14 protein-coding genes are annotated in these 14,120 nt (G+C 34.0%); 6 read left to right on the top strand and 8 right to left on the bottom strand.

The annotated features are described in order from the left end of the window. Window positions 1-4: 4 nt before the first annotated feature. The gene (locus BMX24_RS10260) at window positions 5-1,324 is read right to left on the bottom strand and encodes a hypothetical protein (RefSeq protein ID WP_139176817.1); all 1,320 of its coding nucleotides are present in this window, start codon (window positions 1,322-1,324) and stop codon (window positions 5-7) included. Window positions 1,325-1,449: 125 nt separating this feature from the next. Between BMX24_RS10260 and BMX24_RS10255 the strand changes: the two genes are divergently transcribed. Together BMX24_RS10255 and BMX24_RS10250 are read left to right on the top strand one after the other, a co-directional pair. Then, window positions 1,450-1,812 (top strand): helix-turn-helix domain-containing protein, encoded by a 363-nt coding sequence (locus BMX24_RS10255; protein WP_089792200.1) that lies wholly within the window; start codon window positions 1,450-1,452, stop codon window positions 1,810-1,812. Window positions 1,813-1,817: 5 nt separating this feature from the next. Further along, entirely contained in the window at window positions 1,818-3,095 is a 1,278-nt protein-coding gene (locus BMX24_RS10250; RefSeq protein WP_089792198.1) for a replication-associated recombination protein A, read from the top strand. A 257-nt stretch (window positions 3,096-3,352) separates the two neighbouring features. Here the strand turns inward: BMX24_RS10250 and BMX24_RS10245 are convergent, their stop codons facing one another. The 6 genes from BMX24_RS10245 to BMX24_RS10220 all read right to left on the bottom strand — a co-directional run bounded on the left by BMX24_RS10245 (window position 3,353) and on the right by BMX24_RS10220 (window position 9,767). After that, window positions 3,353-3,784: a hypothetical protein gene (locus BMX24_RS10245; RefSeq protein WP_089792196.1), complete on the bottom strand. Its 432-nt coding sequence runs from the start codon at window positions 3,782-3,784 to the stop codon at window positions 3,353-3,355. Window positions 3,785-3,888: 104 nt separating this feature from the next. Further along, complete coding sequence (locus BMX24_RS10240) at window positions 3,889-6,111, bottom strand: DUF2339 domain-containing protein (RefSeq protein WP_089792193.1); 2,223 nt, start codon at window positions 6,109-6,111, stop codon at window positions 3,889-3,891. A gap of 126 nt (window positions 6,112-6,237) precedes the next feature. Continuing rightward, on the bottom strand, window positions 6,238-6,981 hold the full coding sequence (locus BMX24_RS10235) for a hypothetical protein (RefSeq protein WP_089792191.1): 744 nt from the start codon (window positions 6,979-6,981) through the stop codon (window positions 6,238-6,240). A 358-nt stretch (window positions 6,982-7,339) separates the two neighbouring features. Further along, a complete protein-coding gene (locus BMX24_RS10230; protein ID WP_089792870.1) occupies window positions 7,340-8,047 on the bottom strand; it encodes a hypothetical protein in 708 nt (235 codons plus the stop codon). A 286-nt stretch (window positions 8,048-8,333) separates the two neighbouring features. Then, the gene (gene pheA / locus BMX24_RS10225; RefSeq protein ID WP_089792190.1) at window positions 8,334-9,182 is read right to left on the bottom strand and encodes a prephenate dehydratase; all 849 of its coding nucleotides are present in this window, start codon (window positions 9,180-9,182) and stop codon (window positions 8,334-8,336) included. A gap of 174 nt (window positions 9,183-9,356) precedes the next feature. Further along, complete coding sequence (locus BMX24_RS10220; protein WP_089792188.1) at window positions 9,357-9,767, bottom strand: acyl-CoA thioesterase; 411 nt, start codon at window positions 9,765-9,767, stop codon at window positions 9,357-9,359. 137 nt (window positions 9,768-9,904) lie between these two features. Between BMX24_RS10220 and dnaA the strand changes: the two genes are divergently transcribed. The 4 genes from dnaA (at window position 9,905) to BMX24_RS10200 (ending at window position 13,104) form a co-directional block, all read left to right on the top strand. Further along, window positions 9,905-11,359 (top strand): chromosomal replication initiator protein DnaA, encoded by a 1,455-nt coding sequence (dnaA, locus tag BMX24_RS10215; RefSeq protein ID WP_089792186.1) that lies wholly within the window; start codon window positions 9,905-9,907, stop codon window positions 11,357-11,359. A 115-nt stretch (window positions 11,360-11,474) separates the two neighbouring features. Next, window positions 11,475-11,933, top strand: a complete 459-nt coding sequence (locus BMX24_RS10210; protein ID WP_089792184.1) for a low molecular weight protein-tyrosine-phosphatase — start codon at window positions 11,475-11,477, stop codon at window positions 11,931-11,933. 24 nt (window positions 11,934-11,957) lie between these two features. Beyond that, window positions 11,958-12,656, top strand: coding sequence for an SAM-dependent methyltransferase (locus BMX24_RS10205; protein WP_089792182.1), 699 nt, complete (start codon window positions 11,958-11,960; stop codon window positions 12,654-12,656). Between the two features lie 70 nt (window positions 12,657-12,726). Beyond that, on the top strand, window positions 12,727-13,104 hold the full coding sequence (locus BMX24_RS10200; RefSeq protein WP_089792181.1) for a hypothetical protein: 378 nt from the start codon (window positions 12,727-12,729) through the stop codon (window positions 13,102-13,104). A 62-nt stretch (window positions 13,105-13,166) separates the two neighbouring features. On the opposite strand, the gene BMX24_RS10195 is transcribed toward BMX24_RS10200, so the two are convergent. Next, entirely contained in the window at window positions 13,167-14,066 is a 900-nt protein-coding gene (locus BMX24_RS10195) for a DUF4349 domain-containing protein (RefSeq protein ID WP_089792179.1), read from the bottom strand. Window positions 14,067-14,120: the final 54 nt, after the last annotated feature.

The following is a 14,120-nucleotide window of genomic DNA, read 5'->3' as shown; positions in this document are numbered from 1 at the left end:
TTTATTAAGAACAAGGAATTTCAATTGTCATTCCATCATTATTTTTAATTACTGTTGATATATTGTTATTTGAATCTATTTTTTGCAAAACTATTTTATTCGATGATATCCCCATTTTATTAAGTGTATCGAAAAAAACTTTTTCTAGTCCTTTACTATTTAGCGTATTTGTTGTATTATTACAATATATTCCTGAAGTATCTTTATTTAATATATTCCACATATCTCTAAGTTGATATATTTTCCAAACGTCGATATCAATATCACTGTAACTTCCAGATGCTGGTAAATCAGCATGAGTGCCATTAAAGTAAATTAGATAATGTATGTCATCTGGTGCAATCAATCCATAAAATGCATTATCTGTATTTCCAATATCTTGATAACGTGCTATTTCTAAAAGAGTATTAATATCAGTAGCTGAAAATATATCCAAAGTGGTACCGGTATGATTATGATAGGCTCCATTTATAGAAGATGGATCTCCAATTACAACACTATGTGCACTGTTTTGTGTCGTTGGTGTAGGAGGTCCAACTTTATTAAATTTCCATCCTAATTCTCCTCCTGTGTTGCTGCTTATATGATTCTTTAAATTTTGTATAGCATTTTGTATACCAGGATTATTTGTCAAGGATTTTGTTTTTTCACAAGGATTTTGGTTTGTATCCGGATTGTTGGGATCAGTTCCACTTCCGCCACCACCATTGTAATCGAATCCACCACCACCTTGTTCCCAGCTTGGATCATAATAATCCTGATAGGAATAACAATTGGTATAGTAATTGGTTTCCCAATGTCCTGAACCATTCGGATTACTTTCATTATCAGGATACCACATAGATACACTTCGTGTTCCGCACATTACTCCTTTGTTTGTACTATCTTTTTCTTTATTACTTTGTGAATCAATTTTGTAATTAGTGTATTTCCCGAAGATGATGTCATTAAAGAATTTATTATTCCTCTCAGAATTTTCGTATCTGAAATATACCTTCTTATCAAAACGTGCACATACCAAAGTATTTATAACTCTGCCATTTTCCACAATAGGGACTGCCATAAAAGTTTCGTTATACTTTCCCATACTCATAGAATAATCCCATGCAGGACTACCTCCAATTTTTTTGATTTCAGATTCATGTTCGAAATATATCTTCATTACATTTTTAATGTACTTCTCATCTTCTTTCCAAAAGCTTTTGGAATGATATTCTTTAGAAGTAGGACCGGTTGAAGAATATATCTCATCTTGTACACAGGAGTGTAGCATAAAACAGAAGACTGTCATGAACGACAGCCATGAGACTAGTTTTTTCATCATAAGTTTTTTTGTTTTTACGTTGTAAATATATTAAAAATAATTTCCACAAAGTTTTAAAAATTATTTTATTTTGAAATGATGTTTTGAGAATAATTTATTATTTTTACGAATAAATTATTCTTATTATGAATGAATCAATAGGTAAAAATATTAGAAAATATAGAGAATTAAAAGGTTTTAGTCAGGAATATATGGCGAATCAGCTGGATATTAATCAGGCTTCTTATGCGAAAATAGAAAGTAATTCTACTAAACTTACGGTAGACAGATTATTTACTATTTCAAAATTATTAGAAACAGAGATTACAGATCTCCTGGATTTAAAGAATCAAATTGTTTATAATCAAGATATAAAAGATTACTCCGTCGGTCATCAAGAAGTGCAAAACTTGTATCAGACAAACCAAGAAGTATATGAAAAATTGATACAATCGAAAGACGAACAAATTGCTCTTTTGAAAGAAATGCTTAATAAAAAGAATAAATAAAAATCTTGAACCAAAATATTCCATTAGCTGAAAAATTAAGACCAAAAGCATTAGATGATGTTCTTGGCCAGGAGCACCTTACCGGAGAAAAAGGAACGATCAGGAAAATGTTGGAAAACAATTCCCTGAATTCCCTGATTTTCTGGGGACCACCGGGAACGGGGAAAACTACGCTGGCAGAAATTATTTCTGAAAAATCCGGCAGGAAATTTTATAAGCTTTCTGCAGTTTCTTCAGGAGTAAAAGACGTTCGTGATGTGATCGAAGATGCTAAAAAACAAAATCTTTTTTCAGGGAAATCACCAATCTTATTTATTGATGAAATTCACCGTTTTAATAAATCTCAGCAGGATTCACTGCTTCATGCGGTGGAAAAGGGGTGGATTGTTTTAATCGGAGCTACGACGGAAAATCCTAGTTTTGAAGTGGTTTCAGCTTTGCTTTCGAGAAGCCAGGTGTATATTTTAAAGGCTTTGAGCTATGAAAAACTGGAAGAATTAATAGATATTGCAGCACAAAGATACAATCAGGATGAGAAAACTGATTTTAAAGTAGTTGAAAAAGAGGCATTTATCCAATATTCTGGAGGTGATGCGAGAAAATTAATCAATTCTGTGGAACTTGTTTTTAATCAATTTAAAAATTCCAAAAAAACGGAAATTAAAAACGAGGATGTACTCGAAGTTTTGCAGGAAACCATGGCGCTTTATGACAAAAACGGAGAGCAGCATTATGATATTATTTCGGCTTTTATCAAATCGATGCGGGGAAGTGACCCGAATGGTGCGGTGTATTGGCTGGCCAGAATGATTGCGGGTGGTGAAGATATCAAATTCATTGCAAGAAGAATGCTGATTCTGGCGGCTGAAGACATCGGTTTGGCCAATCCGAATGCTTTGGTGATCGCCAATAACTGCTTTCAGGCGGTGAATGTAATCGGAAATCCGGAAGCAAGGATTATTTTGAGTGAAACGGCGGTTTATCTGGCAGTTTCCCCGAAAAGTAATTCGGCTTATATGGCTATTAATGAAGCTTTGGCTTTGGTGAAACAGACCGGGAATCTGCCTGTTCCGCTGCATTTGAGAAATGCCCCGACGAAATTGATGAAAGACCTGGATTATGGGAAAGAATACAAATACGCTCATTCTTTTCAGGGAAATTTTGTAGACCAGGATTTTCTTCCCCAGGAAATTAAGGATGTAAAGCTTTATGAGCCCGGAAACAATGCTACAGAAAAGAAAATCTATGAAGAGTTAAAGAAAAAATGGAACAATAAATACTAATCTTTTTTAGAGTTTTAACTACAAAAGATACAAAAGAGTAACGCATTAAATATTTTAAGTTCATTATTAAAACGCAAACAAGAACACATAAGTTAAAAAAAATCTTTGATTTTTATTCTATTGCAGACTTTTGTTTTCAAATTACTAGACTGTGAATAGTTCAATAGCTTTTTGTGCCTTTTGTGGTTAAAAATTTTCATAAAAAAGGATGCTCAAGCGAGCATCCTTTTCATTTAAATATGATCTAGGAAATTACTTTATTTTGTAGTAATGAACAACGTTCTTTTGCCGTCTTTATCTTTCGCTTCCATCTTTGTCAGGATCTCTCCGAATACTAAGGTTTTAGTGTTCGTAAATTCGTACCCGTCGATATAAACCGGAGTGTTTTCAGCAATTTGGTACTGAACATTCAGGTCGGAAAGCGGAAGTCTGTCGATGTTGTCCTGTCCGTTTTTTATTTTATACTCCACCAGTCCGTTTTCTGCAATAGAGCTGTATTTTTTAAGATTTTGCGGGAGGTTTGCCGGTGTTTTGTATACTTGTGAGCTTTGGATAGCACTTTTATGCGCATTAAACATATCTACTGTTCCGACAATATCATTGGCCACTGCAAATTTCGTTGCAGGATTCTTCTGTGCCAATAACGTAGCCGAAGACAAGAGTAAAAAAGAGTAGAGTATTTTTTTCATAATATATAGGAATAATTAAAAACTTGATAAATATAGTTAATTTTTATAAAATGTGAATAAAATTTTACAATAATTTAAATAATAATTATAAATAAAGCGTTTTATTATGATTTTGTATTCTCAGTTTCATTGTTTTCCTCTTTATTCTCAACCATATTTTTAATAATATTTTTTAATCGCTGGAACAGGAATGAGCTTAACAGTAATATGATTCCCAGGATAATGAAAGCAACGATTCTCGAAACATTATCCATCTCCCAAACATCATAGGTGTATAATTTTAATATCATAAAAGCAATTAAAACAAAACCTATTTTGGTATATTCGGTGGTGTTGGTTTTTAATCCTCTGTAAATAAGAATACTTGCCAGAACTGCCCAAATAATCGGCAGATATAGGATTCTGAAGTGTTTTCCCAGTTTTGCTACTTCTGAAATTCCATTGGCATTGATTATTAAATAAATATGATACAATTCGGCACTCACTGCTGTGATAAATGCCAGCGCAACCACCCAATAAGAAAGTACTATAGTAAAGAAATCTGATTTCGGTAAAATTTTCACCAGGATATAAATAAAAGGAATCCAGTACAATAAATGCATTCCATAGAAGCTGAGATGCAGTTTTCCCATTAAAAAGTTTGAAATAATTCCTGATCCGGAAATCAAAGTATTAAAAATAATTAATAATAAAAATAAATACAAAAGCCCGGTTTCAAGAATGGAGTGGATGTCGAGCTTTCTTCGGAACAGTAAAATGCAAAAGATATAATATAAGCTGTAAAGCATTGCAATGCTGAAAATTACGATCCACGTTTTATCCGAAATATGATACATGATTTCCAGTAAAAGAGCAACATAAATGATCCCATAACTTACTATGGTAAAGACATTTTCAAAAAAATCGGTATTTTTTTTATTCGTGTCGGGAAGTTTTCTGAGTAAAATTAAATTGGTGAAAGTCGTAATCACCGTTACAAAACTCGTAAGGAAAACAGGATTAAAAATAATGGCTAAATTCTTAGCATCCACATATTTCGCCCATGTCATGATCTGCGCAATGATCACCAGTGGAAACAAAATATAGAAGCATATTTTGAAAATATTGAGATTCGTTTTTTTCCAGATAAATAAAAGTAAAGTGGCTTCGATCGCCCAAACACTTGTAATCAAATGAGTTTTGAATTGTAAAGCAATGGCAACGGTGATTAAACTAATGCTGATTCCCGCAAAAACAGAATAATTTACCCCAAAATTCTTTTTAGAATATTCTTTGAAAAGTAAAAATAAATTAACCAAAGCAAAACCAATAGGAAATACAATAACAGGTTCGTACTGTAAAGTATTAAAAATATAAACCAATCCGATAATGCTTGTAAAATTGGTTAAGACCAGCATTAAAATATCGTAAGAAGGTAAAATTCCTTTTTTAATATAATTTTGAAGGGCAAATGCATAGAAAATGATGTACGTGATAATATAGAAATATATGCTCAGAAGCTCAGTTTTTTCGGCCGTCCAGTAAAAAAGATAAATATTGGTAAATAAAAAGGCAACCCAACCCACGCTTTTCCAATTTTTCAGAAAGACGATGATGAGCATTCCGATGTTCAGCACAGTAAGATAAGTGAACAAAAACGGATAATTGCTCTGTCCCGTACTGATCATCAACGGTGCGAGAAATCCTCCAAATAAGGAAAAAATAATAAGAACCTCACTTTTATAATAATAAGAAAGTGCTATAGAGATCAATGTAATTAAACAGGTAATCACAAAAGCAATATTCTGCGAAAACAACTGATATTCCCGAAAAGCAATGGTTGTAGTAAAGTATAAAACAGCAATTCCGCCGCCAGTAATAATGGACGAAAAAACCGTGTAATTTTTCCTGAGAAAATGCCCGGTTAACATGATGGCGCCTCCCACCAAAAGCCCGATTCCCACTCTTGCCGTTTCCCCGATCCAGTTTCTGTCGATGGCATATTTTACGAAATATCCGATTCCTAAAACCAACGTGAAAATACCAATGATCGTTAAAGCATTTTGTTTTAAAAAATCAAAAATAGGAGTGAGCCAGTCTTTTTCAGGGATTACAGGAGCTTCTTCCGTTACTTTTGATTCTTCGAAAGCAGTAATTTTTTGTTCTTCTTTTATTGAAGATACGACCGGCTGTACATGTTGTTCCTCTTTTATTTGTGTAAATCCGGGAGTTTGAATTTTTCGGTTGAGCTCAGAAATTTCCCTCTCCAATCTCTGAATTCTATTATTTAAATTATAAAAAATAATAATGAAGACTACGATAAGTATGACGATAAGAGGATAGGTCATTGTATGCTTTTTGTTTAATCAAATATAGTCAAATGTTTTATAAGGGTTCATAAACAATTAATCCATCATACAAATTGGTACGATGGATTAATGTTGTTGAGTGATTAAACTATATAAAAGTTTTTTTTAATTCGAAACTTTATAAACGTAGAAAGAACCTACACTGGATCCTAATAAACCTGCATCAAGCAGTGAAGATCCTGTAAGCCCGAAAGTAAGCTTGTCACCAGCTTGTAAAGTATAAAGATTGTTGATACTCGTTTCTGATATGGTTAAACTTAATAGAATAAGGTTGGCTCCACTAAAAGTACGGCTGTCGATCAAAGTGGCGGCTCCCGCTCTTGTTCTCAAAATCCCGATACCCGGAGAGTTGGACAATAAGGCTGCCTGAAGACCAGTTCCGTATCGGAAAGTAAATCCTACTGCATAAGTTCCGCTACTAGGAACCGTGTATGTATGGTCTGTTTCTGTGAATAAAGAAGTAGGACCTACCGTTCTTTCAGCTGCTGTAAAGTTTACGGCTCTAAATCCTGTTGGAAAAAGACCTAAACTCAATAAGCTGATACCTGCTGATTTTTTTGCAGCATAAACTGTTGTACTTACCCCGCTATTAACCTGGCTAATAACAAAATCTGCAATTAATTGAGGGCTTACTTGCGCAACCTGAAAGTCACCTCCTGTATTCTTGTTGACAGCCAGAATTTCATAACCCGGAAGTGCCGGAGCTACTGGCGTTTCTCTAATTTTAATCGTTCCGTTTACATCGAGGTTGGCTTGCGGGTTTGCTGTATTAATCCCAACCCATCCACTTTGTGCGAAAAATGGAATCGACAGGAGAGCCAAAAGTGCGCTACAAATCTTAGTTTTCATGTTTAAAAAATTTAATTAGTTAATGGTTTATTCTCAGTTAGTTTCCAGTAAAGATACATCAAATTTTGTGCAAAAAGAAGACCTAAGTTTAAATAATTTTTAACATTAATTTAAAATTTGTGTATATTTTTCAATTATAATTTAATTGTAAGTTAATAAAATACGTAGAAATGCTTTACACAACGGAAAGTGAAAAATAGAAACGGGAATTTTGATGAATTTAATTCATGTGAAAAAAATTATTATTCAGTGAATAATATTTTATTAAAAAAATAATACTGCCAATGTTGTATATGACAGTATTATCAGCAAAATATATAAATGATTAAAATAAATACGATAATGAATTGAAAGGGTGTTAATTAGAAATTTTATAAATATAAAATGAAGCATTGCTTGAACTTAATAAACTTGCTCCCAAAGCTCCCGTATTGTTAAGTCCGAAGTAGAGCTTTTCCCCTTCATTAAGTTGATAAATGGAAGTCATGCTATATTCGGTAAATGTCACTGAAGCCAATCCCAAATTGATACCGGTGAACTCTCTGGAATCCAATACAGAAATTACGCCGTCCAAAGCTTTTTTCAAAATTCCCATCCCGGGATTTCCTGAAAGCAGGGTAGTCTGCACTCCCGCTCCATATCGAAAATAGTAGCCTATAAGATAAATTCCCGTCGACGGAACATTGTATGAATTATCCGCATCTGAAAATAGCGAGACAGAGCCAATTGTTTTGTCGATTGTTAAGAAATTGATCTGTTTCCAAGAGGAAAAGAGATTTAAGCTCAATAATGATATTGAATTGTTTTTCCGGGCTGAATAAACAGTTTGGTTTAAAGAATTGGGTGCCGTTAGTAAACTCGGATCAAATTGTGACACTTCAGAACTGCCCTGATTGATAGCCATAATCTGAAAACCTGATAATGAGGTGATTTGAGGAGCCTGTCTGATACTGACATTTCCATTAACATCTAAAGTACTTTTCGGATCTTCTGTTTTAATTCCTACCTGTGCATTGTTAAACATCGGAAATAAGATCATTAGAAAAAAATAGATTTTGTTTTTCATGCAATTGTTGTTTGTAATTTTTTTTAATAATACAATAATTATTCCCTTTTTATTGAATTGTTTATGGTTTTTATAGGTTTTAAAAGTGAAAAATTTAAAGATCAAACGTGCTGATTTATTGGTAATTAAATTAATTAAATATTAAATAAAAATATTTTAAATCAATATAAAAATACAATAGCAAAATTTAATTAAAAATAAATCATCATATTTTGAATTATTTTCGTATAAAAGTGAAAAAACTCCCAACGAAGGGTGTAAAAAAGTAATGTTGAAATTAATATTTTTAACTTTCCAGAAGATATTCCTTGTAATTTCCCAGAAAATCGACGTCTGCGTCTAATGCTTTTAACTCTTCCAGGGCGTTTTCATGTAAAACCGGTTCCCATTTTCCCACAACATTGATGAAGAAAAAGTAATTTCCAAGTCCGGTTTTCAATGTCCGGGATTCTATTTTGCTGAGATTCATTTTTCGCCAAGCAAAAACCGATAAAACCTGATGCAAACCTCCCGCATGATCCTCAGGAAGGGTGATCAGCAAACCGGATTTTTCTCCGAGAATATTTAATTTTTCATGATGATAAGCCTGCTTTTTTTTCGAAATAACAATAAATCGGGTATGGTTTTGTTCAAAATCCTGAATATTTCTGTGGATGATTTTCAATCCGTACAAGTTAGCCGCAAACTGATTGGCAACAGCAGCTAAATTCCTGTCCACATTTTCTGAAACATGCTTTGCAGCCGCAGCTGTAGAAGAAAAATCCTGTTTTGTAACTTCTTTAAAATGATCATCCAAAAAGTGAAAACTTTGCGCTAAAGCCTGTGGATGAGAATAAATTTTTTCAATATCCTCAATTTTACAGTCAGGATGCACCATCAGATGATGAGCAATCGGCATGACGGCTTCGGCTTCGATTTTTATTTCCGGAGTTTTATATAAATAATCCAGTGTCATAGAAACCGTTCCTTCAATCGAATTTTCAAGAGGAACAACGGCTTTATCGACCTCTCCGTTTTCTACAGCATGGAAACAATCTAAAATATTAGCCTGTGGTAAAAGTTCTTCATCAGGGAAAAGCTGGGCAGTTGCCAATTGTGTAAAACTCGCCTGCGGACCCAAAAATGCAATCTTCATTGAAATTTTATTTTTTTAAATGTAGTAAAAAGTTTTCAAGGTTTAAAGTTTAATGTTCAGAGTTCAGAGTTCAGAGTTCAATGTTTAATGTTCAATGCCACGGAACTTTAAACTCAAAACCCGAAACTCAAAACTCAAAACCCGCATCTCGCAACTCGTTCCTCGCACCTCGCCTCACCCTTTCCAATTCTCTTCAATAAGCTTCAGCAGGTAATCCGGACACTTCACGACCTTATTGGTTTTGGCGTCTAAAAAGAAAAGAGTAGTGGCGGCTTCGGTGATTTTTACGTGTTCTTCATTGAAGATTTCATATTCGAATTCTATCCTTACTCCGGGAATTTTTTTTACATAAGTATGAATTTCTAACATTTCATCATAGAAAGCTGGTTTTAAATACTTAATTTTATACTCGGAGACAGGTAACCAAATTCCTTGATTTTCAATCTCATTGTAAGACATTCCAATGCTTCGAAAAAGTTCCACGCGACCAATTTCCAAATACTCGGCATAGTTGCCGTAGTACACGTATTTCATTGGGTCTGTCTCTCCGTAACGTACTCGTAATGAGTGGGTTGTATGTATCATTTTTTATTATAAATTATACATACAAATATATTTTTAAATAATCAATAGGTGCAATATTTTTTTTAAAAATAAAAAATTTAGACCTTTGTCTTCCTTCTAAAAAAATACTAACCAAGAATTAATCCGGGGCATAAATTATGGATGAAAATTTAATGATGATATGGCAGAAGTGCCTTCAGTTCATGCGCGATAATCTGAACGCAGCTGAAGATAATTCTGATCTGAAAAAACTTGAAAAATCGTTCGATTTACTATTTGACAAGGTACAGCCAATTTCTTTGGTTGATAATAACCTTACGCTGATGGTACCGAGTGATTTTTACAAGGAATATATTGAGGATAATTACCTGTCCTTGCTTTCTGCTGCCCTGAAGAAAAACATAGGAAAAGGAGTGAAATTGTGGTATTCTGTAATGGAAAATAAGCCAAACGGTTTAGAAAAACCCGTTACAATGAATATGAAAGGGAAAACAGTACCTACTCCAAAAGTGCAGGAAACGATGCCGCAAGGTTTTTCGTCTAATATTGTGAATCCTTTTGTGGTTCCGGGAATCAAAAAAGTAAATATTGATTCTAATTTGAAATCGGACTTCTCTTTTGACAATTATGTAGAAGGAGAAAGCAACAAATTTGCGGCAACAGTAGCGAGATCTATCGCAAAAAGACCGGGTGCAACGGCTTTTAACCCATTGTTTTTATATGGTGGTTACGGAGTAGGAAAAACTCACTTGGGACAGGCTGTTGGACTGGAAGTAAAAAGCCAGTTTCCGGATAAAGTAGTTTTGTATCTGTCTTCTGAAAAATTTATTCAGCAGTTTATTTCAGCGGCAAAAGCGCATAAACAGACAGAATTTGCCAACTTCTATCAGATGGTGGATGTGTTGATTATCGATGATATTCAGTTCCTATCAGGGAAATCGGCGACTCAGGATAGTTTCTTCCACATTTTTGATTATTTACATCAGAACGGAAAACAGATCATCCTAACGTCTGATAAAGCTCCGGCGGATATCATGGATATTCAGGACAGAATTGTTTCCCGTTTCAAATGGGGACTTTCTGCAGAGATCAAATCTCCTGATTATGAAACGCGTAAGCAGATTATTGTTGATAAATTAAGCCGTGACGGAATTGTTTTAACGGAAGATATGCTGGATTTCCTGGCTTCTGAAGCAAAAACAAATGTAAGAGAGCTTATCGGAGTGATTAATTCTGTGATTGCGTATTCTACAATTTATAAATCAGATTTAAGTCTGGAATTGTTAAAAGAAACAATCAACAAGATCGCTGCCAATCAAAAGAAAATCATCAATATTCCTTATATTCAGGAAGTTGTATGCGATTATTTCGGAATTAAAAGAGAACAGCTTTTATCTAAAACAAGAAAAAGAGAAATTGCTCTTCCGAGACAGTTAGCGATGTATTTTGCTAAAGAATTTACGAACTCGACATTCACTAAAATCGGTGAAGAAATGGGAGGTAAAGATCACTCAACGGTAATGTATGCCTGCGAAACAATTAAAGATGTTTCTAAGATCGATAAGGAGGTGAAAAAATACGTTAAAGAATTAACGGAGAGAATCAAACAATAAGAAATAATTTAACTTAAATAGAGAAATGGAGAATAATTTTTATTCTTCATTTTTTGTTTAGTTTTGCTGACAATAATTTTAATCATTAAAGCTTTTAATTTTTAAATCAAGAAACATGAAAATATTAATGGTTTGTCTGGGAAATATATGTAGAAGTCCTTTAGCAGAAGGAATTTTGAAGACCAAAGTTCCTGAAAACTTTTTTGTTGATTCTGCGGGAACAATTTCTATGCATGAAGGCGAACACCCCGATAAAAGAGCGATAAAAACAGCAGCCAATCATGATATTGATATTTCAAAACAAAGATCAAGACCCATTACAAAAGCAGATTTAGAAAAATTCGATAAGATTTACTGCATGGATATTGATGTTTTTGAGGATGTGATTTCAAAAGCGGAAAATGAAGAACAGAGACAGAAAATTTCTTTATTCATGGAGATTTTGGGAGATCATGAAAATGCAGAAGTTCCCGATCCGTACTGGGGCGGAATGGATGATTTTGAAAATGTTTTCCAGATTTTAGACAAAGGCTGCAGCAAGATTGCAACACAATTATTGACTCATAACTCATAATTTATAACTCATAACTCACTGAAAATGCTTTTTTTACTTCCAGCGTATCTTTCAGAAAATACCCCGATCACACATTTTTCACCCGTGATCAAGGATTACATCATGCAAACGGATTATTTTTTCGTAGAAAATGAAAAAACAGCAAGAAAAGTTGTAAAATTTTTCGCTCCGGAGAAAAAACAGTCGGATCTGAAGCTTTTTATTTTAGATAAATACACCGAAAATGCAGACATCAAAGAAGCTCAGGAATTATTGCTGAAAGGTCAGGATTTTGGGTTGCTTTCCGAAGCAGGTCTTCCTTGCATAGCAGATCCCGGAAACCTCATTGTAAAATGGTGTCACGAAAAAAACATTCGGGTTATCCCGGTTTCAGGGCCTTCTTCGATTATTTTAGCTTTGATTTCGAGTGGTTTTAATGGCCAGGAATTCACATTCAACGGGTATCTTCCGATCGATAAAGGAGAAAAGAAAAAACAGATTTTGCATCTGGAAAGTTTGGTTCAGAAAACAGGATATTCTCAGATTTTTATGGAAACACCTTACCGAAATAATCAGCTTTTTGAAGACCTTACCAAGTTTTTGTCTCCTAATACAAAGCTTTGTATCGCTGCAAATATCGACGACGCAGAACATGAATTCATCAAAACAAAAACAATAAAAGACTGGCAAAAACAAAAACCGGAACTTCATAAAATCCCGGCTGTATTTGTATTGGGGAAATAATTTAACATGTGTTAACGGTATCTTTGCATTATTCTTGTCTGTTAATAAACATAACCTTAAAAATTAAATTATGTCTGAAAAAAAATTAGCCGGAATATGGATTGACAGTGAAAAAGCTGTCGTTGTAAAAAATCATGATGCTCAGAATGCATTTAAGTTTTTCCTTTGTAGCCCTGTAAAAGCTGAAATTCAACACGGGAATTCGAGTGAAAATGCTGGGAACAACGCAGAAAGAACCAATAAGATAAAGTTCTTTAAAGAGGTAGAACATTTACTGACCAATTCTCAGGAAGTATACATTACAGGTCCGGGGAAAATTCAGGAAGAATTGAAACATTATCTCCATGATACGGCTCAATTCAAAAACCTGGCAATTACTTTGGATACTGCACAACAAATGTCTGACGAACAGTTTTTAGAAACAGTGAAAAATCATTTTAATGCGTAAGCTTGATCTTAAAATATAAATCCGAATATTATTAATGAATATTCGGATTTTCATTTATTTTTTTACTTCTTCTTTCTCCCGCGCCATTTTTTCCAGAGAAAAATCACTAGCGGAATCAGTAAAAAGAAGGGCCAAAGCGAAATTACACCTAGAAAGAACGCTACAAAACTATTCCAGCCTTCTGTCACTGAATCCCCGAAACGGCTGCCAAAACCAATTTTTGAAGTGGCTGAACTTCGCACTTTTTCTTTATATAAACCCAGATTTAAAGTGCTGTATTTCACGCGGTCATCAATGAAACGAAGTCTTCCTTCCGAAACATCGATTTCGTCTTCCAGCTCGCGAATGTTTTCCTGAATTTCCAGCATATCCTTTGTGGTGGCTGCATTTTTCAGCATGTCCCGGTATTTTTCCAGATAGATTTTTTTATTGGCTAATTTTATGGAAACATCCGTATATTCTTCCGTCACGTCGTCTGACGAAATATTTTTCGATAAAACGGAACCTATTCCATCTGAAAAAGAATTGATTAAAGCATCAAAATTCTGATGAGGAACTCTGATCGTTATATCCAGACTTTCATCAGTATCCGTATTGCGGAATTCTTCTTTCTGAATGTAGGCTTTATTTTTCTTTATAATTTCATTGACCTGTTTCTGGGCTTTACTAATATCTCCAACCTGAATTTGCATATTTCCATTTTTGATAATTTTTTTGGAGATGGTGTCAGTTTTCTGTTGTGAAGAGTTTGGTTTATTTTCATTGACAGTCTTCTCTGAAATAGAATTGGGGGGCGGTGGAGAAGCAACTGCAGAACTAGCAGGGATTAATTTATCTTCGGAAGAAGATGGTGGTGCCACCATTTCCATCAAATCAGCTTTTACTTCATGGTTAGCCAGTTTATCAGATTTACTGCAATTGATAAGAAGAAGGCAATACAAAGGGAGGAGTAACTTTTTCATTAGCAAGTTTTCATGAATCTTATCAAAAAGTATGCTCAAAGTTTGTATTTGTTT

This window comes from Chryseobacterium wanjuense, from assembly GCF_900111495.1.
Lineage (GTDB): Bacteria > Bacteroidota > Bacteroidia > Flavobacteriales > Weeksellaceae > Chryseobacterium > Chryseobacterium wanjuense.
The sequence above is the reverse complement of the archived record's forward strand: the minus strand, read 5'-3'. Positions and strand labels throughout refer to the sequence as shown.